The sequence below is a fragment of the Herbiconiux sp. L3-i23 genome, from assembly GCF_023734115.1.
Taxonomy (GTDB): domain Bacteria; phylum Actinomycetota; class Actinomycetes; order Actinomycetales; family Microbacteriaceae; genus Naasia.
Genome location: NZ_AP025737.1, coordinates 2,884,918 through 2,910,052, shown reverse-complemented (window position 1 = coordinate 2,910,052; position 25,135 = coordinate 2,884,918). Strand labels below are relative to the sequence as shown.

25 protein-coding genes and 3 tRNA genes are annotated in these 25,135 nt (G+C 69.8%); 23 read left to right on the top strand and 5 right to left on the bottom strand.

What is annotated here, in order from left to right:
• Positions 1-61 precede the first annotated feature (61 nt).
• The 3 genes from NGH83_RS13905 to NGH83_RS13895 all read left to right on the top strand — a co-directional run bounded on the left by NGH83_RS13905 (position 62) and on the right by NGH83_RS13895 (position 2,383).
• Positions 62-1,210, top strand: a complete 1,149-nt coding sequence (locus NGH83_RS13905; protein ID WP_251856844.1) for an acyltransferase family protein — start codon at positions 62-64, stop codon at positions 1,208-1,210.
• Positions 1,125-2,054 carry an aldo/keto reductase family oxidoreductase gene (locus NGH83_RS13900; protein WP_251856843.1) on the top strand — a complete coding sequence of 310 codons (930 nt, stop codon included), beginning with the start codon at positions 1,125-1,127 and terminating at the stop codon, positions 2,052-2,054. Before NGH83_RS13905 ends, NGH83_RS13900 begins: the two co-directional genes overlap by 86 nt.
• A gap of 74 nt (positions 2,055-2,128) precedes the next feature.
• Positions 2,129-2,383 (top strand): DUF3263 domain-containing protein, encoded by a 255-nt coding sequence (locus tag NGH83_RS13895; protein WP_251856842.1) that lies wholly within the window; start codon positions 2,129-2,131, stop codon positions 2,381-2,383.
• 73 nt (positions 2,384-2,456) lie between these two features.
• Here the strand turns inward: NGH83_RS13895 and NGH83_RS13890 are convergent, their stop codons facing one another.
• The 4 genes from NGH83_RS13890 to NGH83_RS13875 all read right to left on the bottom strand — a co-directional run bounded on the left by NGH83_RS13890 (position 2,457) and on the right by NGH83_RS13875 (position 3,550).
• Positions 2,457-2,858 carry a RidA family protein gene (locus NGH83_RS13890; protein ID WP_251856841.1) on the bottom strand — a complete coding sequence of 134 codons (402 nt, stop codon included), beginning with the start codon at positions 2,856-2,858 and terminating at the stop codon, positions 2,457-2,459.
• A gap of 369 nt (positions 2,859-3,227) precedes the next feature.
• Positions 3,228-3,303 (bottom strand) — tRNA-Phe (locus NGH83_RS13885).
• Between the two features lie 70 nt (positions 3,304-3,373).
• Positions 3,374-3,447 (bottom strand) — tRNA-Asp (locus NGH83_RS13880).
• A gap of 30 nt (positions 3,448-3,477) precedes the next feature.
• A tRNA-Glu gene (locus tag NGH83_RS13875) sits at positions 3,478-3,550 on the bottom strand.
• A 227-nt stretch (positions 3,551-3,777) separates the two neighbouring features.
• On the opposite strand from NGH83_RS13875, the gene NGH83_RS13870 reads away from it, so the two are divergent.
• A complete protein-coding gene (locus NGH83_RS13870; RefSeq protein ID WP_251856840.1) occupies positions 3,778-4,986 on the top strand; it encodes a M23 family metallopeptidase in 1,209 nt (402 codons plus the stop codon).
• 10 nt (positions 4,987-4,996) lie between these two features.
• Positions 4,997-6,226 (top strand): C40 family peptidase, encoded by a 1,230-nt coding sequence (locus tag NGH83_RS13865; RefSeq protein ID WP_251856839.1) that lies wholly within the window; start codon positions 4,997-4,999, stop codon positions 6,224-6,226.
• A 59-nt stretch (positions 6,227-6,285) separates the two neighbouring features.
• Here NGH83_RS13865 and NGH83_RS13860 read toward each other — a convergent pair whose 3' ends face one another.
• Entirely contained in the window at positions 6,286-6,777 is a 492-nt protein-coding gene (locus NGH83_RS13860) for an inorganic diphosphatase (protein WP_251856838.1), read from the bottom strand.
• A gap of 133 nt (positions 6,778-6,910) precedes the next feature.
• Between NGH83_RS13860 and tilS the strand changes: the two genes are divergently transcribed.
• The 18 genes from tilS (at position 6,911) to NGH83_RS13770 (ending at position 25,112) form a co-directional block, all read left to right on the top strand.
• Entirely contained in the window at positions 6,911-7,912 is a 1,002-nt protein-coding gene (gene tilS, locus NGH83_RS13855; protein ID WP_251856837.1) for a tRNA lysidine(34) synthetase TilS, read from the top strand.
• A 47-nt stretch (positions 7,913-7,959) separates the two neighbouring features.
• Complete coding sequence (hpt, locus tag NGH83_RS13850) at positions 7,960-8,520, top strand: hypoxanthine phosphoribosyltransferase (RefSeq protein WP_251856836.1); 561 nt, start codon at positions 7,960-7,962, stop codon at positions 8,518-8,520.
• 150 nt (positions 8,521-8,670) lie between these two features.
• Positions 8,671-9,489, top strand: a complete 819-nt coding sequence (locus tag NGH83_RS13845) for an HAD family phosphatase (protein ID WP_251856835.1) — start codon at positions 8,671-8,673, stop codon at positions 9,487-9,489.
• On the top strand, positions 9,486-11,981 hold the full coding sequence (locus NGH83_RS13840) for a glycoside hydrolase family 65 protein (protein ID WP_251856834.1): 2,496 nt from the start codon (positions 9,486-9,488) through the stop codon (positions 11,979-11,981). Before NGH83_RS13845 ends, NGH83_RS13840 begins: the two co-directional genes overlap by 4 nt.
• Positions 11,982-12,079: 98 nt before the next feature.
• Positions 12,080-14,089, top strand: coding sequence for an ATP-dependent zinc metalloprotease FtsH (gene ftsH, locus NGH83_RS13835; protein WP_251856833.1), 2,010 nt, complete (start codon positions 12,080-12,082; stop codon positions 14,087-14,089).
• A gap of 40 nt (positions 14,090-14,129) precedes the next feature.
• The gene (gene folE, locus NGH83_RS13830) at positions 14,130-14,678 is read left to right on the top strand and encodes a GTP cyclohydrolase I FolE (protein WP_251856832.1); all 549 of its coding nucleotides are present in this window, start codon (positions 14,130-14,132) and stop codon (positions 14,676-14,678) included.
• On the top strand, positions 14,675-15,496 hold the full coding sequence (gene folP / locus NGH83_RS13825; RefSeq protein ID WP_251856831.1) for a dihydropteroate synthase: 822 nt from the start codon (positions 14,675-14,677) through the stop codon (positions 15,494-15,496). The genes folE and folP overlap by 4 nt, the downstream gene beginning before the upstream one ends.
• On the top strand, positions 15,496-16,347 hold the full coding sequence (gene folB / locus NGH83_RS13820; protein WP_251856830.1) for a dihydroneopterin aldolase: 852 nt from the start codon (positions 15,496-15,498) through the stop codon (positions 16,345-16,347). The genes folP and folB overlap by 1 nt, the downstream gene beginning before the upstream one ends.
• Positions 16,344-16,817 (top strand): DUF3180 domain-containing protein, encoded by a 474-nt coding sequence (locus tag NGH83_RS13815; protein ID WP_251856829.1) that lies wholly within the window; start codon positions 16,344-16,346, stop codon positions 16,815-16,817. Before folB ends, NGH83_RS13815 begins: the two co-directional genes overlap by 4 nt.
• 4 nt (positions 16,818-16,821) lie before the next feature.
• Positions 16,822-17,304, top strand: a complete 483-nt coding sequence (locus tag NGH83_RS13810) for a PH domain-containing protein (RefSeq protein ID WP_251856828.1) — start codon at positions 16,822-16,824, stop codon at positions 17,302-17,304.
• On the top strand, positions 17,301-18,857 hold the full coding sequence (locus NGH83_RS13805) for a PH domain-containing protein (protein ID WP_251856827.1): 1,557 nt from the start codon (positions 17,301-17,303) through the stop codon (positions 18,855-18,857). The genes NGH83_RS13810 and NGH83_RS13805 overlap by 4 nt, the downstream gene beginning before the upstream one ends.
• Positions 18,858-18,860: 3 nt before the next feature.
• On the top strand, positions 18,861-19,604 hold the full coding sequence (locus NGH83_RS13800; RefSeq protein WP_251856826.1) for a Rossmann-like and DUF2520 domain-containing protein: 744 nt from the start codon (positions 18,861-18,863) through the stop codon (positions 19,602-19,604).
• Positions 19,601-20,479, top strand: coding sequence for a pantoate--beta-alanine ligase (gene panC, locus NGH83_RS13795; RefSeq protein WP_251856825.1), 879 nt, complete (start codon positions 19,601-19,603; stop codon positions 20,477-20,479). Before NGH83_RS13800 ends, panC begins: the two co-directional genes overlap by 4 nt.
• 107 nt (positions 20,480-20,586) lie before the next feature.
• Positions 20,587-22,092 carry a lysine--tRNA ligase gene (lysS, locus tag NGH83_RS13790; protein ID WP_251856824.1) on the top strand — a complete coding sequence of 502 codons (1,506 nt, stop codon included), beginning with the start codon at positions 20,587-20,589 and terminating at the stop codon, positions 22,090-22,092.
• A 15-nt stretch (positions 22,093-22,107) separates the two neighbouring features.
• Positions 22,108-22,254 carry a hypothetical protein gene (locus tag NGH83_RS13785; RefSeq protein WP_251856823.1) on the top strand — a complete coding sequence of 49 codons (147 nt, stop codon included), beginning with the start codon at positions 22,108-22,110 and terminating at the stop codon, positions 22,252-22,254.
• A 178-nt stretch (positions 22,255-22,432) separates the two neighbouring features.
• Positions 22,433-23,599, top strand: a complete 1,167-nt coding sequence (locus NGH83_RS13780) for an Ig-like domain-containing protein (protein ID WP_251856822.1) — start codon at positions 22,433-22,435, stop codon at positions 23,597-23,599.
• A 42-nt stretch (positions 23,600-23,641) separates the two neighbouring features.
• Positions 23,642-24,841 (top strand): hypothetical protein, encoded by a 1,200-nt coding sequence (locus tag NGH83_RS13775; protein ID WP_251856821.1) that lies wholly within the window; start codon positions 23,642-23,644, stop codon positions 24,839-24,841.
• A gap of 97 nt (positions 24,842-24,938) precedes the next feature.
• On the top strand, positions 24,939-25,112 hold the full coding sequence (locus NGH83_RS13770; protein WP_251856820.1) for a hypothetical protein: 174 nt from the start codon (positions 24,939-24,941) through the stop codon (positions 25,110-25,112).
• Positions 25,113-25,135: the final 23 nt, after the last annotated feature.

Genomic DNA, 25,135 nt, shown 5'->3' with positions numbered 1-25,135 from the left:
TGAGCGCCGAACTCTTCGCGGCGCCCGACTCGACGGCTCGCCCACGGTGTGAACTTCGAGTGTGCGCGCGACGGGAACACCTCGCGTCGAGTGGATCGACGCGGCCCGGGGGGTGTGCATCGTGCTGGTCTCGCTGCTGCACGCCGGTCTGGTGCTCTCGCGGGTGTACGGCAGCGAGAACGGGGTGTGGCCCGAGGTGAGCGATGTGCTCGCTCCGGTCCGGATGCCGCTGTTCTTCTTCATCTCCGGTGTGCTCGCGAGCAGGGCGGTGCGTCGCCCGCTGCGGAGCACGCGGCGCCGCACGCTCGGCATGTACTACCTCTACGTGGTGTGGACCCTGCTCACACTGGTGCTCACGGGGTGGTGGAGTGAGCGGTCGCCGCTCGAACTCGACCTGGTGGGCCGGGCCCTGATCCTTCCGACGGGGATCTGGTTCCTCTTCGCGCTGGCGTTGTACTTCCTCGTGGCGGCGGTTGCAGGGCGACTCCTCGGCTCGCGAGCGGGATGGCTCCTCGTGCCGGCGTCGGCACTCGCGGTCGCCGCCCCGGCGATCGATGCCGCCGGGTTCGGCGATCTCCCTCAGCCGTTCGGCCACGTCTTCCTCGGCTCCCTCGCCGCCTACCTCGTCTGGTTCCTGGCCGGCGTGCACGGTCGACGAGCGCTCGAGTGGGTGAGAGCGCAGGCGTCGTGGCCGCTCGTCCTGGGCGGTGCGTCCCTGTTCGGTGCGGCGACCTGGTTCGCCCTCGTGCACGGCGTGCAGGCGCCGGCGGCGCTCCCGCTGTCGGCGCTCGCACTGCCGACGGCGTTGGCGCTGTTCGCGAAGGTTCCGCTTCGCAATCCGCTCGGAGGGCTGCTGGTCGTCGTCGGGCGACGGACACTGCCGATCTACGTGATGCAGCTCATCCTGCTGAGGGTGCTGCTGCTGGTGAGCGCCCCCGACACCGGCGTGCTCTGGACCGGGGTGGGCGAGGCGACGGCGAACATCGTCGTCCCCGTGGTCGCGGTTCTCATGGTGGCGATCGGATGGTGGATCGGCTGGGTGATCGAGAGGGTGCCGATCCTGCGACCGCTGCTCACCGCACCTTCTTGGCTGGTGGGCAGGGACCGGCGCGTAGATTCGAACCATGAAGACGCTGACGCTTCCCCAGACCTCGCTCGAGGCATCGAACATCATCCTCGGCCTCATGCGGATCGACCCCCTCAGCGATGAGGAGATCCGCACGCTCGTGGGCACCGCCCGCGACGAGGGGGTGAACTTCTTCGATCATGCCGACATCTACGGCGGCAGCACTCACGGTGCCGAGAAGCGCTTCGGCGACGCCATCACCTTCTCCGCCTCGGAGCGCGAGCAGGTCATCATCCAGAGCAAGGTCGGCATCCGCGACGGTTACTTCGACTTTTCGAAGGAGCACATCCTCGAGGGCGTCGACGGGTCGCTCGCCGCGTTGAAGGTCGACTATCTCGACATCCTGCTGCTGCACCGCCCCGACGCCCTCGTCGAGCCCGACGAGGTCGCCGCAGCGTTCGATGAGCTGCAGTCGGCCGGCAAGGTGCGCAACTTCGGCGTCTCGAACCACACGCCGGGGCAGGTCGAGCTGCTGAAGAAGTCGGTGACCCAGCCCCTCGTCGTGAACCAGGTGCAGCTGAGCATTACCCACTCGCCGCTGATCGCCGCCGGTGTCGCGACCAACATGGGCGCCTCCGACCAGTCGGTCGACCGCGACAACGGCATCCTCGACTACTCGCGTCTCAACGACATCACGCTGCAGGCGTGGTCGCCGTTCCAGAAGGGCTTCTTCGACGGCGTCTTCATCGGCGACCGCGACAAGTACGCCGACTTGAACGATGCGCTCGATGAGCTCGCTGAGAAGTACGACGTGACTCCGACCGGCATCGCCGTGGCATGGATCACCCGCCACCCCGCGAACATCCAGGTCGTGCTCGGCACCACGAAGCCCGAGCGCGTCCGCGAGTCGGCGGCCGGCTCCGACATCCCGCTCACCCGCGCCGAGTGGTACCGCCTCTTCACGACCGCGGGGCACATCGTCCCGTAAGTCCCTTCGCCCGGATGGCGGCTTCTCGGCCTGCCGTCCGGGCGATGCGCGGCGCTCGGCGCAGGATGGAGGGCGTGGATCTCGAACCGGACGTGCGTGCGCTCCTCGACTTCGAGGACACTCACCCCGGCCACACCGGTGCGAAGGAAGAGGGTATCCGGGTCGAGCTCGGCCTCTCCGCGGCCCGCTATTACCAGCGCCTCGACCTGCTCCTGAGCAAGGCGGACATCGTCGCCGAGTACCCGCAGCTCGCCAGCCGCCGCCTCCGCCAGCGCGCAACGGCAACGGCCCGCCGCGACGAGGTCACCCGCCTCCGCCGCATCAGCTGACCCTGGTCACTGAGAAGCCCTGGTCATTGAGGAGGGCGAAGCCCGTCGCGAAATGACGGGACCTCCGTTGCCTCTACTCCCGCAGCACGGCCGCGATCGCGCTGATCTCGATCAGCGCACCGGGCACACCGAGCCGTGACACATGCCCCGCGGTGACGAGCGGCGGCGCCCCGCCGGTCGCAAGCCGCGGAGCGATGGCGCCGTAGGCCGCGCCGAGGTCGGCTTCGTCCGCGAGCATCACGGTCCACTGGACGACGTCCGCGAGGGATGCTCCGGCGGCCTCGAGGGCGAGCTCTGCGTTGTCGAGCGCACGGCTCGACTGCTCTGCAACATCAGCGGAGACGACGGCCCCGGTCTCGTCGACCCCGTTCTGACCACCGATGTAGATCGTCGTCGCCCCGGGCGGCACGATCGCGACATGACTGAACGCGGGACTCTTCACGAGCCCCTCGGGCTGCAGCAGTTCGATCTTCATGAGGCCACGGTGGCACGCCATTTCCCCGACTAACAGTGCCGCTATCAACGACCGAGTCTCACGTCGAGCTGAGCCGTCAAGATTGTGTTGAGAGTGAATGTGCTGTGGTCTCGATGCGCTTCGCTTACTCGACCCTGGGCCCACCGCGCACGCTTGCGCGGGGGACTCGATGCGCTTCGCTTACTCGACGACCGGTGTGCGTCCCGCTCGTTGAGCGAAGCGATTCGGGGAAACCGGTCGTCGAGTAGGCGCGCCAGCGCCGTATCGAGACGGCTCGAGTAAGCGAGGAACGAGCGCATCGAGAGCGCGGCGCCGCGGGAATCGTACTCTGGAGAACGACGAAAGCCCCGCCGAAGCGGGGCTTTGCGTTGGTGGCTCCGACGGGCGTCGATCCCGTGACCTCACGATTTTCAGTCGTGCGCTCTACCAACTGAGCTACAGAGCCTCGTGCGATGAGCTCCGAGGAGTGCATCGCGATGTGGAGAAACCCTCCCCGAAGGGAGGGCCTCTACTCGCGACCCTGACGGGACTTGAACCCGCGACCTCCGCCGTGACAGGGCGGCACGCTAACCAACTGCGCTACAGGGCCTTACTTGGTGAGTTCCAGTGTAGAGCTTTGTGACCCCAACGGGATTCGAACCCGTGTTATCGCCGTGAAAGGGCGACGTCCTAGGCCACTAAACGATGGGGCCGAAGTCCCCCAGGAGGAACTCACCGGTCAGCAAGCATAGGGGGAATTCCGTCGATGCGCCAACCGAGCGCGCGTCGCCCCCAGATCGGGGCCGAGCGACACGAATCGAGCCACACCGCCCCGCTTGCGGGTTAGCCTCGATCCGGGGGATAGCCTCGAGCGGTAGTCGAAGGTTCGATGGGGGTGGTCGGCGTGCGTACGAGTCGGTCTCGTTCGCTGCGTTCACGCGTGGCCACACGGGTTCTCGCGGGGGCGATCGCTGCGATCGCGGTCATCACCACCGCGTCGGCGCCGGCGTGGGCCGCGGACTACCCGAGCTGGGACGACGTCCAAGCCGCCAAAGCCAACGAGGCCACCAAGGCGGCCGAGATCACGCGGATCGAAGGTCTCATCGCCGCCGCGCAGGCCCAGGTCGCCGAGACGCAGGCCATCGCCGAGCAACGCGGCGTCGAGTATCAGGCCGCGCAGGAGGAGTTCGATGCCGCCGACCTGAAGGCGAACTCGCTGCAGGCCGAAGCCGATGCGAGCAAGGCGCAGGCCGACGCCGCGACCGCGCGCGCCGGGCTCCTCGCCGCGCAGCTCTACCGATCCGGTGGTGCCGACCTCGGCGGTGCCGGTCTCATGCTCGAAGGCGACGGCGCGGCCGACCAGTTCCTCTCCAAGCTCGGACGCGCGACGAAGCTCGCCGAGATCAACGACGGCGTCTACTCGTCGGCGCTGTCCGCCAAGAATTCCGCCCAGTCGCTCAGCGACCAGGCGCAGGTCGCCCGCGATGAGCGCGAGAAGCTCCGCGTCGCCGCCGAGGCGAAGCTCGCCGAAGCCGCCGCCGCCGCGCAGGCGGCAGAAGCCCTGCTCGCCGAGCAGCAGGAGATGAGCATCGTGCTCGAGCAGCAGCTCGCCGCGCTCAAGGATGCGACCGCCGCGACCACCGAGCAGTACCAGGCCGGCGTCGAAGAGCGCCGCAGAGCCGCCGCGGCCGCCGCAGCGGCGGGAGGTGGCGGATCCGACTGGGGTCAGCTGAGTGACCAGGGCTGGTCGAAGCCGGCATACGGCCGCATCACCGACAACTACGGCCCCCGCCCCAGCCAGCCGGCCGGCGCCAACTCGTTCCACCGCGGAACCGACATCGGCACGGGCTGCTCGGCGAACATCTACGCCGCGACCTCCGGCACCGTGAAGTACTCGGGTTGGTACGGCACGTATGGCAACTTCATCGAGATCGACCATGGCGACGGTGTCACCACCGGGTACGCGCACATCCGCGACGGCGGACGCTTCGTCGGCATCGGCGACTACGTCGAGGCCGGGCAGAACATCGCCTCGAGTGGCACGACCGGCGCCTCCACCGGATGCCACCTGCACTTCGAGGTGCGCATCAATGGCACCCAGATCGACGCCGTGCCGTTCATGCGCGACAGGGGAGCGGCACTTGGCTAGGAGGCGGCCCTTGCTCGGCAAGCGCAAGACGGCCCTGCGGCCCGAGGTCGCCATCAGCGCGCTCGTCATCGGATCGGTCACCGCTGCGGTCGGTGTCTCCACCGCCGTCGCCGCCCCCGACTACCCGACGTGGGACGACGTCCAGAACGCCAAGAACGACGAGACCGCCACTGCTGCCAAGATCGCGGAGCTGACCGGTCTGCTCGATGGGCTGCAGGCGAACGCCGCCGCGGCGGCGCGGACTCAGCAGATCGCCGCCGAGAAGTACGCGATCGCCAAGGACCAGCTCGACAGCGCAGCCAAGCGCGAGAAGGACCTCGCCTCGAAGGCGGCCGACGCCGATGAGAAGGCGAAGGTGTCGAAGATGCGCGCCGGCCTCCTCGCCGCGCATCTCGCCCGCAACTCCGGATCCGACTTCGGGCTCGACCTGGCGCTGAACGGCTCCGACGCCGACGACCTGCTCTACCAGCTCGGCACGATGACGAAGCTGTCCGCCCAGTCGCAGGGCATCTACGACGACGCGATCGCCGACCAGAAGGAAGCGACCTCGCTCGGCAGCCAGGCGCAGATCGCGACGAAGCAGCGCGCGGCCCTCGCCGACGACGCCCAGAAAGCCCTCGACGCCGCGAACGCCGCCTCCTCGGCCGCCTCCGCCGCGCTGGCCGAGCAGGAGTCCCGGCAGAGCGAGCTCTACGCGCAGCTCGCGTCGCTGAAGAACACCACCGCGTCGACCGAGGCGGCGTACCAGCAGGGGCTCACGGCCGAGAAGGAGCAGCAGTCGGGCCCGCCCGCGCCGCCCTCCGCGCCGCCCATCACCCCGCCCGGAGCGACGCAGCCGCCGCCGGTCGCCCCGCCCGTGGTCGACAAGGTCGCCACCGCGATCGCGTTCGCGCGCGACCAGATCGGCGAGTACTACCTGCTCGGCGGCGCCGGACCCGACCGCTGGGACTGCTCGGGCCTCACCCTCAAGTCCTACGCGGCCGCCGGCGTCGGCATCGGCACCCACTCCGCGACGAACCAGTACAACACCGCCCGCAACCGCGGCCAGCTGGTGCCCTACTCGCAGGTGCAGCCGGGCGACCTGATCTTCTACTCCTCCGACGGCAGCGACATGTACCACGTGACGATGTACACGGGTGGCGGCCGGATGATCGAGGCGCCGTACGAGGGCGTCCCCGTGCGCGAGGTCGCGGTGCGCAGCTACGAGCGCGTCGCGTACGTCGCCCGCCCCACCGCCTGACGCAGAACGGCAGAAGGCCCGCTCCACCGATCGGTGAAGCGGGCCTTCGTCGTCGGAAGTCAGTGACCTTCGGTCTTGAGGCGCTCGATGGCCTCCTGGACGAGCTGCTCGGCTTCGGCGGCGTCGCCCCAGCCGTCGATCTTCACGAACTTGCCCGGCTCGAGGTCCTTGTAGCGGGCGAAGAAGTGCTCGAGCTCGTTGCGCGTCTGCTCGGGGACGTCGGTGAGGTCCTGGATGTGGGTCCAGCGGGGATCCTTGAACGGCACGACGATGATCTTCTCGTCGGTGCCGGCCTCGTCGCTCATGCGCAGCACGCCGACGGGGCGCACCTTGACGCCGACGCCCGGGTAGACGGGGTACTCGAGCAGCACGAGCGCGTCGAGCGGGTCGCCGTCGCCGCCGAGGGTGCCCTCGAAGAACCCGTAGTCGACGGGGTAGACGAAGCTGGTGAAGAGCACGCGGTCGAGGTAGACGCGACCGGTCTCGTGGTCGACCTCGTACTTGTTGCGGCTCCCCTTCGGGATTTCGACGACGACATCGTAGGCAGCCATGATCGGCGACTCCTTCAATTGGTGCGGGCCGCGCGGAGGTGCGGGCCTGTGCTTCGGTGCAGGCCGCGAGGGCCCGTGGTCGCGGCCAGAGCCGGACGATCGGCGGGATGCGCCGACTCGATAACGTTAGTGGATGCCCTCCCGACCGCGACTGACCCCGGCGATGGCCGACATCCGGCGCGCGGTCAGGGAATCTCTTACCGCCCTCGACCGCGGCGAGGGCGGTGACGGAGCGCTGGTGCTGGTGGCGCTGAGCGGGGGAGCCGACTCGCTCGCCCTCGCGGCGGCGACCGCGTTCGAGGCGCCGCGCGCCGGTTTCCGGGCGGGCGCGCTCATCGTCGACCACGGCCTGCAACCGGGCTCGGACGATGTGGCGGCCCGAGCGGCCCAGCAAGCGACGAAGCTCGGGCTCGCCCCGGTCGAGGTTCTGACCGTCGAGGTGGGAGCGGACGGCGGCCCCGAAGCGGCCGCCCGCGAGGCGCGGCGCACGGCACTGCAGAGCTCGGCGGAGCGGCTGGGTGCCATGCGCATCCTCCTCGCGCACACGCTCGACGACCAGGCCGAGACGGTGCTGCTCGGGCTGGCGCGCGGCTCCGGCCCCGACTCGCTGACGGGCATGGCGGTCGACGCTCCGCCCTACCTGCGACCTCTCCTCGGCATCCGTCGCGACAGCACCCGCGCATTCTGCGCCGACTCCGGCCTCGAATTCTGGGACGACCCCCACAACCTCGACCCGCGCTACGCGCGTGTGCGCGTGCGCCACGACCTGCTGCCGAGCCTCGAGACCGCGCTCGGCCCGGGGGTCGCCGAGGCGCTCTCTCGAACGGCCGACCAGCTGCGGGAGGACTCCGAAGCGCTCGACCACCTCGCGCTCGAATGGGCGGAGGAGATCGCCGAGCACTCCGAAGCGGGCATCGCCCTCCCCGTCGCCGCGCTGCACGGGCAGCCGTCCGCGCTGCGCCAGCGCGTCATCCGGGTGGCCGCCCTGCACGAGTTCGGGCTGACACTCACGCGATCGCAGACCCTCGCGGTCGCGCGGCTGGTCAGCGACTGGCACGGTCAAGGTGCGGTGCACCTGCCCGGCGTTATGGTGGAACGACGCGACGGTCTCCTGCGCTTCGCCGCATCCGTCTGACCGCGCGACACCACCCGCTCGAGCCGCAAGCCACACCGAGGAGTTCCATGTACCCGGCCGATGTCGAGAACGACCTGGTGGAGCTCCTGCTCACCGAGGAGCAGATCCAGGGGCGCATCGCCGAGATGTGCCGCGAGATCGAACGCGACTACGCGGGTGAGGATGTGCTGCTCGTCGGCGTGTTGAAGGGCGCCGTCATGGTCATGGCCGACCTGGCTCGCGAGCTGACGCTGCCCGTCGAGATGGACTGGATGGCGGTGAGCTCCTACGGCTCCAGCACCCGTTCGTCCGGTGTCGTGCGCATCCTGAAGGACCTCGACACCGAGCTCGCCGGCCGCAAGGTGCTGATCGTCGAGGACATCATCGACTCGGGGCTCACGCTGTCGTGGCTCGTCGAGAACCTGCGCTCCCGCGGACCCGAGTCGGTCGAGATCTGCGCGCTGCTGCGCAAGCCCGATGCGGCGAAGGTCGAGGTCGACGTGCGCTACGTCGGCTTCGACATCCCCAACTCGTTCGTCGTCGGCTACGGGCTCGACTACGCCGAGCGCTACCGCAACCTGCGCGGACTCGGCATCCTCGCCCCGCACGTCTACTCGCACGAAGACTGATCGGGGCGCCCCCGAACGCTGAAGCGACGCGCGGATGACGCGTCGAAGTGCTTCGAGGGCCGTACAGTAATCCTCGCTTGAGACGTCTCGCCGACGAGGCAGCCCCTCCCACGCCCGGCCGTGTGCGGCCACTATTACCTCGGAGCCCTCGTGACCCGCGACCTCGCCGCCCTCTCCCTCGCTGAATGCGAGGCCGTCCTCTTCGACCTCGACGGGGTCGTCACCCCGACCGCCGAAGTCCACATGAAGGCGTGGGCGCAGGTGTTCGAGGAGGAGTTCGCGAAGCACGGCGTCACGGTGCCGTACAGCGACGCCGACTACTTCGCCTCGCTCGACGGCAAGCCCCGCTACGACGGTGTGCAGTCCCTCCTCAGCTCGCGCGGTATCGACCTGCCATGGGGGAGTGCGGACGATCCGGGCGACGCCGAGACGGTGTGCGGGATCGGCAACCGCAAGAACGCGGTGTTCGCGGCGATCCTCGAGCACGAGGGCGTCGCCCCGTACGCCGGATCCCTCGATTTGATCGTTCAGTTGGCCGCGCGGGGCATCCCCATGGCGGTGGTGTCCAGTTCGAAGAACGCCCGCCCGGTCCTGCGCGCGGCGGGCCTCGGCGACCGTTTCGACGCCGTCGTCGACGGGGTCACCGCGGTGGAGGAGGGGATTCCCGGCAAGCCGGCCCCCGACATGTTCCTCGCCGGAGCGAAGCGGCTCGGCTTCGGTCCCGCCACCGTCGCCGTCTTCGAAGACGCCATCTCGGGTGTCGCCGCCGCGCACGCGGGAGAGTTCGGACTCGTCGTCGGCGTCGACCGCGGAGTCGGGCCCGAGCCGCTTCTCGCCGCGGGGGCCGACCTCGTCGTCCAGGACCTCGAAGAACTCGTCGCACGCGACACCTCCGATAGCGACGTCTCCGACAACGACATGTCCGGCAGCGACATCTCCGACAGCACAGACCAGGAAGAAGTCCGATGACCGCCCGTGAGTATTCGGTCCCCCTGATGCCGCTCGACCGCGACCGCTTCCCGGCCGACCCGTGGAAGCTCGTCGACCGCATCTACAACGAGGACAATCTCGGGCTGTCCGAGACCCTCTTCGCGGTGGGCAACGGCTACCTGGGCATGCGCGGCAACCACTCCGAGGGCCGCGCGAACCACATGCACGGCACCTTCATCAACGGGGTGCACGAGACGTGGCAGATCCGTCACGCCGAGCAGGCGTTCGGCTTCGCCGAGACCGGCCAGACCATCGTCAACGTGCCCGACGCCAAGGTCATCCGGCTCTACGTCGACGACGAGCCCCTCGCGCTCGACGTCGCCGAGCTCCTCGAATACCGGCGGGAGCTCGACTTCGCCGACGGGCTCCTGCGCCGCGAGCTGCGCTGGCTCACCCCGAGCGGCAAGCACGTCACCGTGAAGAGCGACCGCATGGTCTCCTTCAACGAGCGGCACCTCGCCGTAATGCGCTTCGAGGTGACCGTCGAGGATGCCGACGCCCCGGTCGTCATCTCCTCGCAGGTCATCAACCGCCAGGACGGCGAGGACGAGTACGGCTCGCGTCGGCAGAAGGCGAAGGGCTTCGACCCGCGCAAGGCCGAGACGATCGGCGAGCGGGTGCTGCAGCCCGAGCAGTTCTGGCAGGACGGCGACCGCAGCGCCCTCAGCTACCGGGTCACCCAGTCGCGGATGACAGTCGCGGTGATGGCCGACCACATCGTCGAGACCGAGAACGAGGTCGTGCGCCGGCACAGCGTGCAGGCCGACCGTGCCAAGAACGTGTTCCGCTTCCAGGCCAAGGCGGGCGTGCCCATCCGCCTCACCAAGATCGTCAGCTATCACAGCTCCCGCGGGGTGCCTCCGCACGAACTGATCGACCGGTGCGAGCGCACGATCGATCGGGTCGCCGGCGAGGGCGTCGCCCGCCAGTACGAGAAGCAGCGCGAGTGGTTCGACGGCTTCTGGAGCCGCTCCGATGTCGAGATCCCGCACGACCCCGAGCTGCAGCAGGCGGTGCGCTGGAACCTGTTCCAGCTCGCGCAGGCCACCTCGCGCGCCGACGGCCTCGGCGTCGCGGCGAAGGGCGTCACCGGCAGCGGCTACAGCGGCCACTACTTCTGGGACACCGAGATCTACGTGATCCCGTTCCTCACCTACACGAACCCGCAATTCGCCCGCAACGCGATCTCGATGCGCGAGGGGATGCTGCCCGCCGCCCGCGAGCGCGCCCGTCAGTTGAGCGAGGCGGGGGCGCTGTTCCCGTGGCGCACCATCAACGGCGAGGAGGCGTCGGCCTACTACGCGGCGGGCACCGCGCAGTACCACATCAACGCCGACATCACCTTCGCCCTGGCGAAGTACGTGCGTGCGACCGGTGACGTCGACTTCCTCGCCCGCGGCGCGGTGGACATCGCCGTCGAGACCGCGCGGCTGTGGACGACCCTCGGCTTCTGGCGGCACAACGCGCAGGACACCTTCCACATCCACGGTGTCACCGGGCCCGACGAGTACACGACCGTCGTCAACGACAACCTCTTCACCAACACGATGGCGCGCTTCAACCTGCGCTACGCCGTCGAGTCGGTGCGGCTCATCGAGAAGCAGTACCCGCAGGCGTTCGCCCGCATGGTCGATCGGCTGGGGCTCGACATGTACGAGCTCGTCGAGTGGGAGCGCGCCGCGGACGCGATGGCGATCCCCTACGACGAGGCCGTCGGCATCCACCCGCAGGACCAGCACTTCCTCGAGCGCGAGGTCTGGGACCTCGCGGCGACGCCCGAGGACAAGAAGCCCCTGCTGCTGCACTACCACCCGCTCGTCATCTACCGCTTCCAGGTGCTGAAGCAGGCCGACGTGGTGCTCGCCCTGTTCCTGCACGGCGATGAATTCACTGAGGCCGAGAAGCGCGCCGACTTCGACTACTACGACCCGCTGACCACCGGAGACTCGACGCTGTCGGCGGTCGTGCAGTCGATCGTCGCCGCCGAGATCGGTTACCGCGACCTCGCGCTGCGCTACTTCGAGCACGCCCTCTACGTCGACCTCGCCGACTTGCACGCCAACACGGCGGACGGTGTGCACGTCGCCTCCGTCGGCGGCGTCTGGAGCGCGCTCGTCTACGGCTTCGGCGGCATGCGGGACTTCGGCGGCGCGCTGTCCTTCGACCCGCGCCTGCCGTCGTCGTGGCCCGAGCTCCGGTTCCGCGTCGCGTGGCACGGCACCCGCCTGCTCGTGACCCTCACCCGTCAGGCGCTGCACGTCGAGGTGGTGGACGGCGCCGCCGTCGACTTCACGGTGCGCGGGGAGTCCTTCACGGTGGCCGCCGGCTCACCCGTCACGGTGCCGCTCGGCGACCAGGGACCCTTCCTGCCGGGAGGCCCCATCGCGAACCGCGGGGCCGAGAACCGCCGCGAGGACGGCACGCTGATCACGGCGTCGATTCCGACCCTGCCCGGCTTCGCGCTCGGCTGACCCTCGACCATGGCAGCGGACCCGTTCCGCTGTCATGGTTCGCCCTTGGCAAACAGCCGTCAGGCCCACAGTTCCGCGGCTGTACCCTTAGTCGCATCATGAACCTCAAGCGCATCTTCCGAGGCCCGATCCTCTACATCGTGATCGCGGTCATCGTCGTGTGGGTCGGCTCCAGTCTGCTCACCGGCTCGGGCTTCCGGCAGGTGACCACCGAGCAGGGTCTCGACATCCTGAAGGGCGACAACGTCCAGGCGGTGAAGATCGTCGACGGCGACAACCGCGTCGACATCACCCTCAACCAGGCCGACGACGAGTTCGGCAAGCAGGTCCAGTTCTATTACGTCACCCCGCGCGGCGAGGACATCGTCGCGGCGGTCGACGCCTCCAACCCGTCCGACGGCTACGACGACGAGGTCCCCCAGCCGAGCTGGATCCTCTCCGCGCTCAGCCTGCTGCTGCCCGTCATCCTCATCGGCGTCTTCATCTGGCTGATGCTTTCGGGCATGCAGGGCGGCGGCAACCGGGTCATGCAGTTCGGCAAGTCCAAGGCCAAGCTCGTGTCGAAGGAGTCGCCGAAGGTCACCTTCGACGACGTCGCCGGCTCCGACGAGGCCATCGAGGAGCTGCAGGAGATCAAGGACTTCCTGAAGGAGCCCGCCAAGTTCCAGGCGGTCGGCGCGCGCATCCCGAAGGGCGTGCTGCTCTACGGCCCTCCCGGAACCGGCAAGACCCTGCTCGCCCGCGCCGTCGCGGGTGAGGCGGGCGTCCCGTTCTACTCGATCTCGGGATCGGACTTCGTCGAGATGTTCGTCGGCGTCGGTGCGAGCCGTGTGCGCGACCTGTTCGAGCAGGCGAAGCAGAACTCGCCCGCCATCATCTTCATCGACGAGATCGACGCCGTCGGTCGCCACCGCGGCGCCGGCATGGGCGGCGGCCACGACGAGCGCGAGCAGACCCTCAACCAGCTGCTGGTCGAGATGGACGGCTTCGACGTCAAGACGAACGTCATCCTCATCGCGGCGACCAACCGCCCCGACATCCTCGACCCCGCCCTGCTGCGTCCCGGCCGCTTCGACCGCCAGATCGGCGTCGACGGCCCCGACCTGAAGGGCCGCCAGAAGATCCTCGAGGTGCACTCGAAGGGCAAGCCGATGGCCGAAGGCGTCGACCTCGAGGTCCTCGCCCGCAAGACCCCCGGCTTCACCGGCGCCGACCTGGCGAACGTGCTGAACGAGGCCGCGTTGCTCACCGCCCGTTCGAACGCGCAGCTGATCGACAACCGCGCCCTCGACGAGGCCGTCGACCGCGTCATGGCGGGTCCGCAGCGCCGCTCCCGTGTCATGAAGGACCAGGAGAAGCTGATCACCGCCTATCACGAGGGCGGCCACGCCCTCGTCGCGGCGGCGATGAACCACACCGACCCGGTCACGAAGGTCACGATCCTTCCCCGCGGACGCGCCCTCGGCTACACGATGGTGCTACCGCTCGAAGACAAGTACTCCGTCACCCGCAACGAGCTGCTCGACCAGCTGGCCTACGCCATGGGCGGCCGCGTCGCCGAGGAGATCGTCTTCCACGACCCCACCTCGGGCGCCTCGAACGACATCGAGAAGGCGACGGGCACCGCGCGCAAGATGATCACCGAGTTCGGCATGAGCTCGAAGATCGGCTCGGTCAAGCTGGGGCAGTCGTCCGGCGAGATGTTCCTCGGCCGTGACATGGGTCACCAGCGCGACTACTCCGACGAGCTCGCGCTGCAGGTCGACCGCGAGGTCCGCGAGATCATCGAGAACGCGCACGACGAGGCCTACAAGGTCATCAACGACAACCGCGACATCCTCGACCGCCTCGCGACCGCGCTGCTCGAAGAGGAGACCCTCGACCAGCACCAGCTCGCCGCGATCTTCGAGGGCATCCGCAAGCTGCCCGAGCGCCCGCAGTGGCTCTCGAGCGACAAGCGCCCGTTGCCCGACCTTCCCGCCGTCGCGGTGCCGAAGGCGAAGGCGCCGATCGACGCCGGTGCGGTGGATGGCGGTGTCGACTCCGAGCCGACCACGTCCGGCCGGGCCCGCGCCCCCCGCGTGAAGCCGCGCCCCGCCACCGCCTGAGTTGGGGGCTCCTATCGACGCTGACCGCATCCGTCGCGCCGTGAGTGAGCTGCTCTCGGCGATCGGCGAGGACCAGACCCGCGACGGGCTCCGTGAGACCCCGGCGCGGGTCGCCGACGCCTACGCCGAGCTGTTCAGCGGCGTCGGCGTCGACGCGTCGCTGGTGCTCTCCGAGGCCTCCGACGTCGCGACGGGTGAGGACGCCGAACCGGTCGTGCTCGCCGACGTTCCGTTCCGGTCGATGTGCGAGCACCATCTGCTCCCGTTCCAGGGCACGGCGTCGATCGCCTACCTGCCCCGCACACGTCTCACCGGTCTCGGCCGCATCGCCCGCGTTCTCGACGTGGTGTCGTCGCGACCGCAGCTGCAGGAACGCCTTACCGAGGACATCGCCGACGCGATCGAGCGCGGACTCGACGCCCGCGGCGTGGTCGTCATCCTGTCGGCGAACCACGCCTGCCTCTGGGCGCGCGGGACCCGCACGCAAGGGGCCCGCACCGTCACCATCGCCGGCCGCGGCGAGTACGCCGATCCCGCAGGTCGTGCCGAGGTCGTCCTCCTGATGGGCGCCGACGGAGCCGACTCGTGACCGGCCGCGCGAAGGTGCTCGGCATCCTCAACGTGACGCCCGACTCGTTCAGCGACGGGGGCGAGCATCTCGACTTCGACGCCGCCGTCGCGCACGCCGAGGCCATGGTCGCGGCCGGAGCCGACATCATCGACATCGGCGGCGAATCGACAAGGCCCGGCGCCGAGCGCGTCGACCCCGAAATCGAACGGGCCCGGGTCCTCCCGGTGGTCGTCGCCCTCGCCGAACGCGGGATCGAGGTGAGCGTCGACACGATGAACGCGTCGACCGCGCTCGCCGCCGTGCGCAGCGGCGCCTCGATCATCAACGACGTCTCCGGTGGTCTCGCCGACCTCGGCATGGCGGGCGTGATCGCCGAGACCCGGGTGAAGTACATCGCCATGCACTGGCGGGGTCCCAGCAACGAGATGGTCACCCTCGCCGACTACCGCGACGTGCCGAGCGACGTGCGGCGCGAGCTGAAGTCGCGCGTCGCCGAGCTGCTCGTCCAGGGCATCGACGAGCAGCAGCTCATCCTCGACCCGGGTCTCGGCTTCGCGAAGGACGCCCGGCACAACTGGCAGCTGCTGTCCCGTCTCGGCGAGATCGAGTCGCTCGGCTACCCGGTGCTCGTCGGCGCCTCGCGCAAGCGGTTCGTCGGCGCACTGCCGCAGCGGAACAGGGTCGGCGCCGGCGTCGATCCGCGCGACCTGCCGACCGCGGTGATCAGCGCTCTCGCCGCGCACGCCGGAGCGTGGGGCGTGCGCGTGCACGACGTCGCGTCGACCGCGGCCGCGCTCGACGTCGTCGACGCGTGGCGAGCCGGAGCGGATGCGTGATGGGCGACCGCATCGAACTCGTCGGCGTGCGCGCGTTCGGACGGCACGGCGTCTACGCGCATGAGCGCGAGCAGGGGCAGGAGTTCGTCGTCGACGTGGTCCTCCACCTCTCCCTCGCCTCGGCAGCCGCGACCGACGACGTCGCCGACACCGTGCACTACGGCGAGCTGGCGGAGCGCATCGTCGCCCTGGTCGGCGCCGAACCGGTCGCGCTCATCGAGACCCTCGCGCAGCGCATCGCCGACGACGTGCTCTCCGACGTCCGAGTGAACAGCGTCGACGTCACGGTGCACAAGCCGTCGGCGCCCATCACGGTGCCGTTCGGCGATGTGAGCGTGCGGATCTCGCGCGCAGGGCTGCACACCGCCGTGATCGCGTCCGGCAGCAACCTCGGCGATCGCGCGGCGACGCTCGAGTCCGCGCTCCGTGCCATCGCGGCGACGCCCGCGCTCTCGGTGCTCGCCGAGTCCCCTGTCGTCGAAAGCGCGGCGCACACACTCGACGGGGTCGACGAGGACAAGCCGGCCTACCTGAACCAGGTCGTGATCGTCCGCACCGAGCTCGGCGCCGCCGACCTGCTCGCCCGCCTGCAGCAGATCGAGCTCGAGCACGGACGCGCGCGCGCCGAACGCTGGGGCGACCGCACGCTCGACCTCGACATCGTGAGCTTCGACAGCGTCATCTCCGACGACCCCGACCTGCGGCTGCCGCACCCGCGAGCCCACGAGCGGGCGTTCGTCCTCGTGCCGTGGCTGCTCGCCGACCCCGAGGCGGAGCTGCCGGGCGTCGGCCGCGTCGACGCGCTCGCCGCCTCGATGGCCGATCAGGTGACCGAGGTGGACGCCCGGTGAAGCCGACCACCCCGGGCCTTCCCGTCGCTCTCGCCGGCGCCGGGGGAGTGCTCGCCTACCTCCTCGAAGTGGGCCTCGTCGCCGCCGGGCGCCCCTCGTTCGTGCCGCCGTTCACGTTCCCGATCTCGCTCGTCGTGATCGCCGGGCTGGTGCTGCTGTTCGGCTGGCCGATCCGCCAGGTGCTGCGTGGCAAGAGCCGCACACGCCTCGACCCGTTCCGAGCGATGCGCGTGGTGCTGTTCGCGAAAGCGTCGGTGCTGGTCGGCGCGCTGCTCGGCGGCGCCGCCGTCGGGGTGGCCGCCCACCTCATCGGACGACCGGTCCTCGCGCAGTCGGACGACCTCGTCCGCGCGGTGCTGTCGGTCGTCGCGTCGGCCGTCGCCGTGGTCGCCGGACTCGTCGTCGAGCACTGGTGCACGCTGCCGCCCGACGATGAGGACGACTCGAGGGTCGGCGTACAGGGACAATAGGGGCATGGCCACACGTCTCGAGCTGGCCGACGCGCAGTGGCGTCGGGTCTCGCCCAAGCAGATCGGCGTCGAGATCTTCGGCCTCGTCATCGTCGTCGTCCTCGCGGGCGCGGCGGCTGCATTCGCCTACTTCCTCGGCTTCGGCTTCCTCACGGTGATCTTCGGCGCCGCTGCGGTGGCGTCGCTGATCTCGGCGACACTCGTGCCGCGCCGGGTGCGCGCCTACGGCTATCTGCTCCGTGACGACGATCTGCTGTTCCGGCGCGGGCTGCTCTTCCAGCGCTTCGTCGCCGTGCCCTACGGCCGCATGCAGCTCGTCGACATCACCCGCGGCCCGCTGGCCCGGATGATGGGACTCGCCGATCTGAAGCTCGTCACCGCGGCGGCGACGAGTGGCGTCTCCATCCCCGGACTGACCGAGCCCGACGCGGCGGAGCTGCGCGACCGCCTCGTCGAGCTCGCCGAGACCCGCCGGGTGGGGCTGTGACCACACCGCCGACCGGCCCGCTCGCCGACGGCGAATGGCATCGGCTGCATCCGGCGACGCCGCTGCTGCGCGGTGGCATCGCGCTGATCGCGATCATCGGCATCATCATCGCGAACCTGCGCGACCGGGTCCTCGAACTCGTCCTGCACTACGAGGAGAACGACCCGTTCGACCTGCTGATCGATCGGGGCTGGCTGCTCCCGGCGCTGCTGATCGTCGGCGGCGTGCTCCTGCTCGGTGTCGGCGGTTTCTGGCTCGCCTGGCGGATGCACGAGTTCCGGGTCACCGACGAGGTGGTCGAGGTGCGATCGGGCATCCTCTTCCGCGCCCAGCGCAAGGCACGTCTCGACCGCATCCAGGGCGTCAACATCGTGCGCCCCCTCGTGCCGCGGCTGTTCGGCGCCGCGCGGCTGCAGATCTCCGTGGCGGGCAACGACGGCGGCGTGAAGCTCGAGTACCTGCCCTCGGCCGCCGCGGACGAGCTCCGTCGCGACGTCCTCGCGCTCGCGTCCGGCGCCTCCCGCCAGCAGGCGGGCCCCGCCCAAACCTCGGGAGGGCTTCTCGAACGTCGGGTCGGCGAGTTCCTCGCGCCCGAGCTCGACCCGACCGAGGCCGAACCCGAGTCGGTCGTGCACCTCTCGCTCGGGCGGCTCGTCGGCTCGATGTTCCTCCGCGACTCGACCGTCATCCTCGTGCTGGTGCTCGCCGTCGGCATCCCGTGGGTCGTGATCACCGACGCCTGGGTCTCGCTGGTCGCGATCGTGCCCAGCCTCATCGGTCTGGTGAGCTACACGGTGAACCGCTTCCTCCGGTCGCTGCGCTACAGCATCGCCGGCACGCCGAACGGCATCCGGATCGGCTTCGGCCTTCTCTCGACGAGCAACGAGACGCTGCCTCCCGGCCGGGTCCACGCCATCGAGATCTCGCAGCCGCTGCTGTGGCGCATCCCCGGGTGGTGGCAGATCAAGATCACCCGCGCGAGCGTCTCGCTGACCCAGGGCGGCGCGTCGAACTCCAACACCACGATCCTGCCGGTCGGCGACCGGGGCGATGTGCAGCGGGTCCTCGGGCTGCTGCTGCCCGCGGCCACCGAGGCGCAGCTCGGCGCCCTCGTCGACGACGGACTCTCGGGGGTCGGGTCGCAGGGCGAGGGGTTCATCACCTCCCCGCGTCGCGCGCGGCTGTTCCGGCCGTTCTCCTGGCGGCGCAACGGCTACCGACTCGGCGAGACCCTGCTCGAACTGCGCAAGGGCCGCATCTGGCGCTCGCTCATCGTGCTGCCCCTCGCCCGGCTGCAGAGCGTCTCGATGTCGCAGGGTCCGCTGTACCGGGCGGCGGGCCTGGCGGAGCTGCACGCGCACGTCGTCGCCGGACCGATCTACACGCGTCTCGGTGGCATCGACGTCGACGTCGCCCGCGGGATGTTCGCCGACGTCGTCGCGGGCGCCGAGGAGTCGGGCCGCGACGACCGCAGCCACCGCTGGAACTCCGCCGATCAGGCACACTCCGCCGACGCGCACGCGGACGAAGCGCCCGCCCCGACGGAGGGATGAACGATGCAGCGATCGGGACGTCTCGGCGTCGGAGTCATCGGCGCCGGACGTGTCGGCCCGGTCCTCGCGGCCGCGCTCGCCGGCGCAGGGCATGCCCTCACCGGGATCTCGGCGGTGTCGGAGCAGAGCAGGGAGCGCGCCTCGTCGATCCTCCCGGCCGTGCCGATCCTCGAGGTGCCCGAGGTCCTCGAGCGCAGCGAACTCGTCATCCTCGCGGTGCCGACCGCCGAGCTGACCGGCCTGGTCGAGGGGCTCGCCGCCGTGGGCGCATGGCAGCCCGGCCAGATCGTCGTCCACACGGCAGCGGAGTTCGGCACCGCCGTGCTCGCCCCGGCCGCTCGGGCAGGGGCGATCCCCATCGCCATCCATCCGGCCATGGCCTTCACCGGTACGAGCGTCGACCTCGCGCGGCTCCCCGAAGCCTGGTTCGCGGTCACCGCGCCCGCCGCGGTGCAGCCCATCGGTCAGGCGCTCGTCGTCGAGATGGGCGGGGAGCCCGTCCTCATCGCCGAGGAGGACCGGCCGACGTATGCCGAGGCGATCGCGACGGTGTCGACGTTCTCGAGCGCGATCGTCGACCAGGCCGTCGGTCTGCTGAGATCGATCGACGTCGAGGCGCCCGGGCGGGTTCTCGGGGGCATCGCCCGCTCGAGTCTCGACTACGCGTTGGCCCGTGCCCAGCCGGATAGCATCGATCTCGCCGTTCTGCGCGAGACCGGTTTCGACGAAGGGCGGGAGGACCGGTGACGCAGCCGATCGTCGAGCACACGATCGCGGGCATCCGCGAACGCGTCCGCAGCGCGCGCGCCGAGATCGAGACCGGCGGGGCGCCGCGAGCACGGGTAGCGCTGGTGCCGACGATGGGCGCCCTGCACGCCGGACACCTCGCCCTCGTCGAGCGGGCGCGCGAGGTGGCCGACATCGTCGTCGTCTCCGTCTTCGTGAACCCGCTCCAGTTCGGCGAGAAGGCCGACCTCGAGGCCTACCCGCGCACCCTCGACTCCGATGTCGAGCTCCTCGGTTCCGTCGCGGACGGGCTCTTCGTCTTCGCACCGTCGGGCGAGGAGATGTATCCGAACGGCTTCCCGGCGACCCGCGTCTCCGGCGGCGCCATCGCCGACCGCTTCGAGGGCAGGAGCCGCCGCGGCCATTTCGACGGCGTGCTCACCGTCGTGTCGAAGCTCTTCCACATCGTGGGTCCCGACGTCGCCGTCTTCGGACGCAAGGACGCCCAGCAGGCGTTCCTCGTGGAACGGATGGTGCGCGACCTCGACTTCCCGATCACCATCGAGACCGTCGAGATCGTGCGCGAGGACGACGGTCTCGCCCGCTCGAGCCGCAACCGGCGCCTCGGGTCGGGGGAGCGGATCGCCGCCCTGGCGCTGTCCCGTGCGCTCGAAGCCGCGGCATCGTCGGCCGATGCGGGCATCGACGCCGCGATCGCTGCGGCGCAGTCGGCGTTGATGGGCGAACGGCTCGTGACGCTGGACTACCTCGCGATCGTCGACCCCACCACCTTCACGCCGGTCGATGACGGACACCGAGGTCGAGCCCTGGTCCTCATCGCCGCCGATGTGGGGGGCACCCGTCTGATCGACAACGAGAGCATCTACCTCCGCTGACGTCCGCGCCGGTGTCAGCGCCGCCCCTGCCCAGGACCCCGCGCCGACCGCGGGTCCGCCTGCGGGGTACCGTTGAGGGGCCGTTCCCACCCGATCCTGGAGACCTCTTGTCCGAGAATCCCGACGCTCCCGAGCCCTTCGACGCCGACGACGACGTCAGCGAGCAGAAGGCGGTCCGCCTCGCCAAGCGCGAGCGGCTGATCGACGAGGGCACCGAGGCGTACCCGGTCGAGGTGCCCATCACCGACACCATCGCGAAGGTCCGAGCCCGTCACACCGATCTCGAGGCCGATGTCGCGACGGGCGAGACCGTCGCCCTCGCCGGGCGCATCGTGCACCTCCGCAACACCGGCAAGCTCTGCTTCGCCGCCCTCCAAGCCGGCGACGGCGAGCGCATCCAGGCGATGCTGAGCCTCGCCGAGGTCGGGCAGGACTCGCTCGACCGGTGGAAGGAGCTCGTCGACCTCGGCGACCACCTCTTCGTCCGCGGCGAGGTCATCACCTCCCGCCGCGGTGAGCTGTCGGTGCTCGTCGCCGAGTGGCGCATCGCCTCGAAGGCGGTGCTGCCCCTGCCCAACCTGCACGCCGAGCTGAGCGAGGAATCGCGGGTGCGCAGCCGCTACCTCGACCTCATCGTCAGAGAGCAGGCCCGAGAGACGGTGCGGGCACGCGCGAAGGCGGTCGCGTCGCTGCGTCGCACCTTCGATTCGCATGACTTCCTCGAACTCGAGACGCCGATGCTGCAGGTGCAGCACGGCGGTGCGGCGGCCCGCCCCTTCATCACTCACAGCAATGCGTTCGACATCGACCTGTACCTGCGCATCGCCCCGGAGCTGTTCCTCAAGCGCGCCGCCGTCGGCGGGCTCGAGCGCATCTTCGAGATCAACCGCAACTTCCGCAACGAGGGCGCCGACTCGACGCACTCGCCCGAGTTCGCGATGCTCGAGGCCTACCAGGCGTACAGCGACTACAACGGCATCGCCGACCTCACCCAGGAGCTCATCCAGAACGCCGCCCTCGACGCCTACGGCTCGCACGTCGTCACCTGGGCCGACGGCACCGAGTACGACCTCGGCGGCGAATGGGCGCGCATCGGCATGTACGAGTCGCTGAGCGAGGCCGCCGGAGTGCAGGTCACGCCGGAGACGCCTCAGGACGAGCTCACGGCGCTCGCCGAGAGCGTCGGCATCGAGATCGAGCACCCGCTGCGCGGCAAGTACGTCGAGGAGCTCTGGGAGCACTTCGTCAAGCCGGGACTCGTCGCACCGACGTTCGTTCTGGACTTTCCGGTCGACACCTCGCCGCTCGTGCGCGACCACCGCTCGAAGGCCGGGGTCGTCGAGAAGTGGGACCTCTACGTCCGCGGCTTCGAACTGGCCACCGGGTACTCGGAGCTGGTCGACCCGGTCATTCAGCGCGAGCGCTTCGTCGAGCAGGCCCTGCTCGCCTCGAAGGGCGACCCCGAGGCGATGCGCGTCGACGAGGAGTTCCTCCGGGCCCTCGAGCACGGCATGCCCCCGACGGGCGGCATGGGCATGGGCATCGACCGTCTGCTGATGGCGCTAACCGGGCTCGGCATCCGTGAGACGATCCTCTTCCCCCTGGTGAAGTGAGACGGTGAGCCGACCATGAACGACTACCTTCCCGACGACGAATTGCGCGACAAGAACACGCCGAAGCCGCCGTCGTTCAACCGCGTCGCGATCTGGGTCTCGGTCGCGGCGGTCGGCGCGTACTTCGTGATCTCGGGCGTCATGGGGATGCTCTCGCGCTGACTCGGCGAGCCCGTCGAGCCGTTGCGGGACCGTTACCACATCGATCGTTGCGAACGCATGGGCGGCTCCAATAGAGTGCCCACGTCCCCCCCAATGAGGGGCACGCTTACCACCCCCGACAGCGCCCGAGCTGTACCCGCGTGTGTGTTCGGCGAGCCCGCACACGAAAGTTCCGACGTTGTCGAAGACGCTCAAATCCTGGTTCGCTGTCGCTGTCACCGCGGCGATCGCTGCCGGAATCGCTCCCCTCGGAGCCCTCTCCGCCTCCGCGGCCGACGCTGAGGCGCCCGACGTCGCCTTCCTGTCGCCCGCCGCCGGTGCCGTCATCGGGAACTCGGCCGCATTCAGCTTCTCGGTGACCGACTCGAGCCCGACGCACCGCTTCCTCGGGTCGAAGTCGGGCGTCAGCTACGTCGAGGCCTCGACCGAGCCGAGCACGCAGTTCGTGCTCGACACGAGCGGTTGGCCCGAGGGCCCGGTGGTCGTCACCGCGCACGCCGAAGACACGTTGGGCAACAAGGACGCGGGATCGACCGCCGACCTCACAGTCGTCGTCGACCACACCGCACCGGTGGTCGAGCTCAGCGCCCCTGCCGCGGGGGCCGAGGTCACCGTCGGCGACGAGCTCCAGATCGCGGCGACGATCACCGACGCCCACGCGTCGTCGCTGTCGCTCGCCGTCGACGGGACGCCGGTGAACGTCCGCGACCGCGACTCCTCGCCCGCCTACGCCTACACCCTCGACACTGCCCTGTGGGCCGTGGGCGAGCACCGCATCACGATCGTCGCGGTCGACGCCGCCGGCAACACGAGCGTCGAGGCCGCGGTCACCGTCGTCCTCGTCGCCGCAGAGGGGCCCGGCGAGGAAGTCCCCGGCGAAGAAGAGCCCGGCGAGGAAGAACCCGGGCAGGAAGAGCCCGGCGAGGAGGGCCCCGTCGAGGAGACGCCCGTCGACCAGCCCCAGCAGCCCGGGCAGCCCCAGCAGCCGAGCGGTACCCCTCAGCAGAGCGGGCAGACGCCGATTCAGCAGGCCCCGCAGCAGCAGTTCGCGGCGCAGCAGCAGACGACCGGTACGGCTCCCGCGCCCGCAGCGATCGCGGCGCCCGAGGTGCCGACGCTCCCCGCTCCCTCGACGGCGCCGACCTCTCGCGCCGCTGACGACGAGCTCGACGAGCAACTCGACACCTTCGCGGTTCCCGCCGACGACGAGGACGCTTCGGCGGCCGGTGACACGACGGACTGGCAGTCGACGCTGCTGTTCGCCGGCATCGGACTGCTCGCGGCGCTCCTGCTCCTGTTGGTGATCTTCCTGATCGCCCGTCGCCGCCGCCGACAGTACAGCTGACGACCACTCCTGCACCTCCCTCCCACCCCTGGAAAGAGAGCAATGAAGAAGTTCCTGTCCATCGCCGGCGTCGCCGCCGCAACGGTCGCACTGACGCTGACCGCCGCATCGCCCGCCACTGCCGCGACGACGCCGAAGACCTCGACGAGCGTCAACACCACCTGCAATGTCACCACTGACAAGGTGCTGGTCGCCGTCTACGCCGAGAACACGGAGTCCGTGCCCGTCTCGGTGAAGTTCGTCACCGACTACGGCACGAAGTCGGCGACCGTCGCCGCGGGCGCCCGCTACTACCAGACCCTCGAGACGTCGAAGGGCAATGTCGCCAGCGGCAAGGTCGCGGTCAGCGTGTACCGCGGCGCCACCGCCACCGAGGCGGCCGCCTACTCGTACACGGAGAAGGCCTTCCCCGAGAAGACCTGCACGCAGAACCCGATCGGCACCGCGAACGGCGGCAGCTATATCAACTCGTCGACGGGCAAGATCGCGCTCACAGGGTACTTCACCAACAAGGGCAAGGACGCTGTCAGCGTCCGCCTGCTCACCCCGAAGGGCGAGTCCGCGGCGCAGACCGTCGAGCCCGGCAAGTCGGCCTACCTCGTCGTGCAGACGACCGATGCGACCACGACCGATCTCGCCGGCAGCATCCGCGCCTACAAGTACATCGACGGCAAGGGCCTCTCGTCGCTGTTCCCCGTCACGTTCCCGGGCAGGACCTCGGTCGTCCCCACCACCATCTCGGTGTCGAGCGGCTTCGCGAAGGGGCTCAGCGACACCCGTGCGACCGGCCACAAGGAGTTGAAGGGCACCGGGCTGCGCATCTGGACCGAGGGGGCGACCAGCACCGACAAGGTCGCCGAGTACGTGTTCACCAACACCGCCCTCTCGGCGGTCGGTACCCCCGCCCTCGACTACACCCCGACCACCGGCGGTAAGCCGGGCTACCAGCTGGTCGTCGACTTCGACGGTGATGGGCAGTCCGACGGCATCCTCGTCGGCGAGGACGTCTACGGCCAGAATTGGTGGCTCAGCAACTCCGCCACCGCCCCGGTCAAGGCGGCCGCACCGCACACCGGCGGGGGCTTCGGATCGCAGTGGTACGGCACGCTCGCCGAGTGGAGCGCGGCGTTCCCGAACGCGAAGGTCGCAGCGTACGGCTTCTCGCTCGGCTCGGGTGTGCTCGGCGACGGAGTCCTAAACTCGATCACCTTCGCGGGCAAGGCCTACACCTTCGTGCAGTAGTCCGCCGCACCACAGCAGCACAGCACCACCACAGCAGCAGAGCGGTCGCCCGGTCGGGCGGCCCCTCTCGTGCGTCTGCGGGTATCCTCGTCCTGTCATGGACTTCTTCCTCAACGCGCTGTGGTCGGTCACCCCCACCGTCCTCGTCGGCGTGATCTTCTGGTTCATCGTCGCCGCGATCCTCCGCGCCGACCGGACCGAGCGGAAGGTGCGGTCGCGCATCGAGGCCGAGGAGCGTGCGAAGGCGGGTCTTCCGCCCGCGCGCAGCTGACCCACTCGCCCAGCCCACCGACG

What these genes read in the sequence shown, in the direction of transcription:
- NGH83_RS13800 (WP_251856826.1), top strand. Translation starts at nt 18,861, where the DNA reads ATGCAGCGATCGGGACGTCTCGGCGTCGGAGTCATCGGCGCCGGACGT.
- NGH83_RS13785 (WP_251856823.1), top strand. Translation starts at nt 22,108, where the DNA reads ATGAACGACTACCTTCCCGACGACGAATTGCGCGACAAGAACACGCCG.
- NGH83_RS13860 (WP_251856838.1), bottom strand. Translation starts at nt 6,777, where the DNA reads ATGGCTGCCTACGATGTCGTCGTCGAAATCCCGAAGGGGAGCCGCAAC.
- folB (WP_251856830.1), top strand. Translation starts at nt 15,496, where the DNA reads ATGGGCGACCGCATCGAACTCGTCGGCGTGCGCGCGTTCGGACGGCAC.
- NGH83_RS13890 (WP_251856841.1), bottom strand. Translation starts at nt 2,858, where the DNA reads ATGAAGATCGAACTGCTGCAGCCCGAGGGGCTCGTGAAGAGTCCCGCG.
- NGH83_RS13900 (WP_251856843.1), top strand. Translation starts at nt 1,125, where the DNA reads ATGAAGACGCTGACGCTTCCCCAGACCTCGCTCGAGGCATCGAACATC.
- tilS (WP_251856837.1), top strand. Translation starts at nt 6,911, where the DNA reads ATGCCCTCCCGACCGCGACTGACCCCGGCGATGGCCGACATCCGGCGC.
- ftsH (WP_251856833.1), top strand. Translation starts at nt 12,080, where the DNA reads ATGAACCTCAAGCGCATCTTCCGAGGCCCGATCCTCTACATCGTGATC.
- hpt (WP_251856836.1), top strand. Translation starts at nt 7,960, where the DNA reads ATGTACCCGGCCGATGTCGAGAACGACCTGGTGGAGCTCCTGCTCACC.
- NGH83_RS13810 (WP_251856828.1), top strand. Translation starts at nt 16,822, where the DNA reads ATGGCCACACGTCTCGAGCTGGCCGACGCGCAGTGGCGTCGGGTCTCG.
- NGH83_RS13775 (WP_251856821.1), top strand. Translation starts at nt 23,642, where the DNA reads ATGAAGAAGTTCCTGTCCATCGCCGGCGTCGCCGCCGCAACGGTCGCA.
- NGH83_RS13840 (WP_251856834.1), top strand. Translation starts at nt 9,486, where the DNA reads ATGACCGCCCGTGAGTATTCGGTCCCCCTGATGCCGCTCGACCGCGAC.
- NGH83_RS13770 (WP_251856820.1), top strand. Translation starts at nt 24,939, where the DNA reads ATGGACTTCTTCCTCAACGCGCTGTGGTCGGTCACCCCCACCGTCCTC.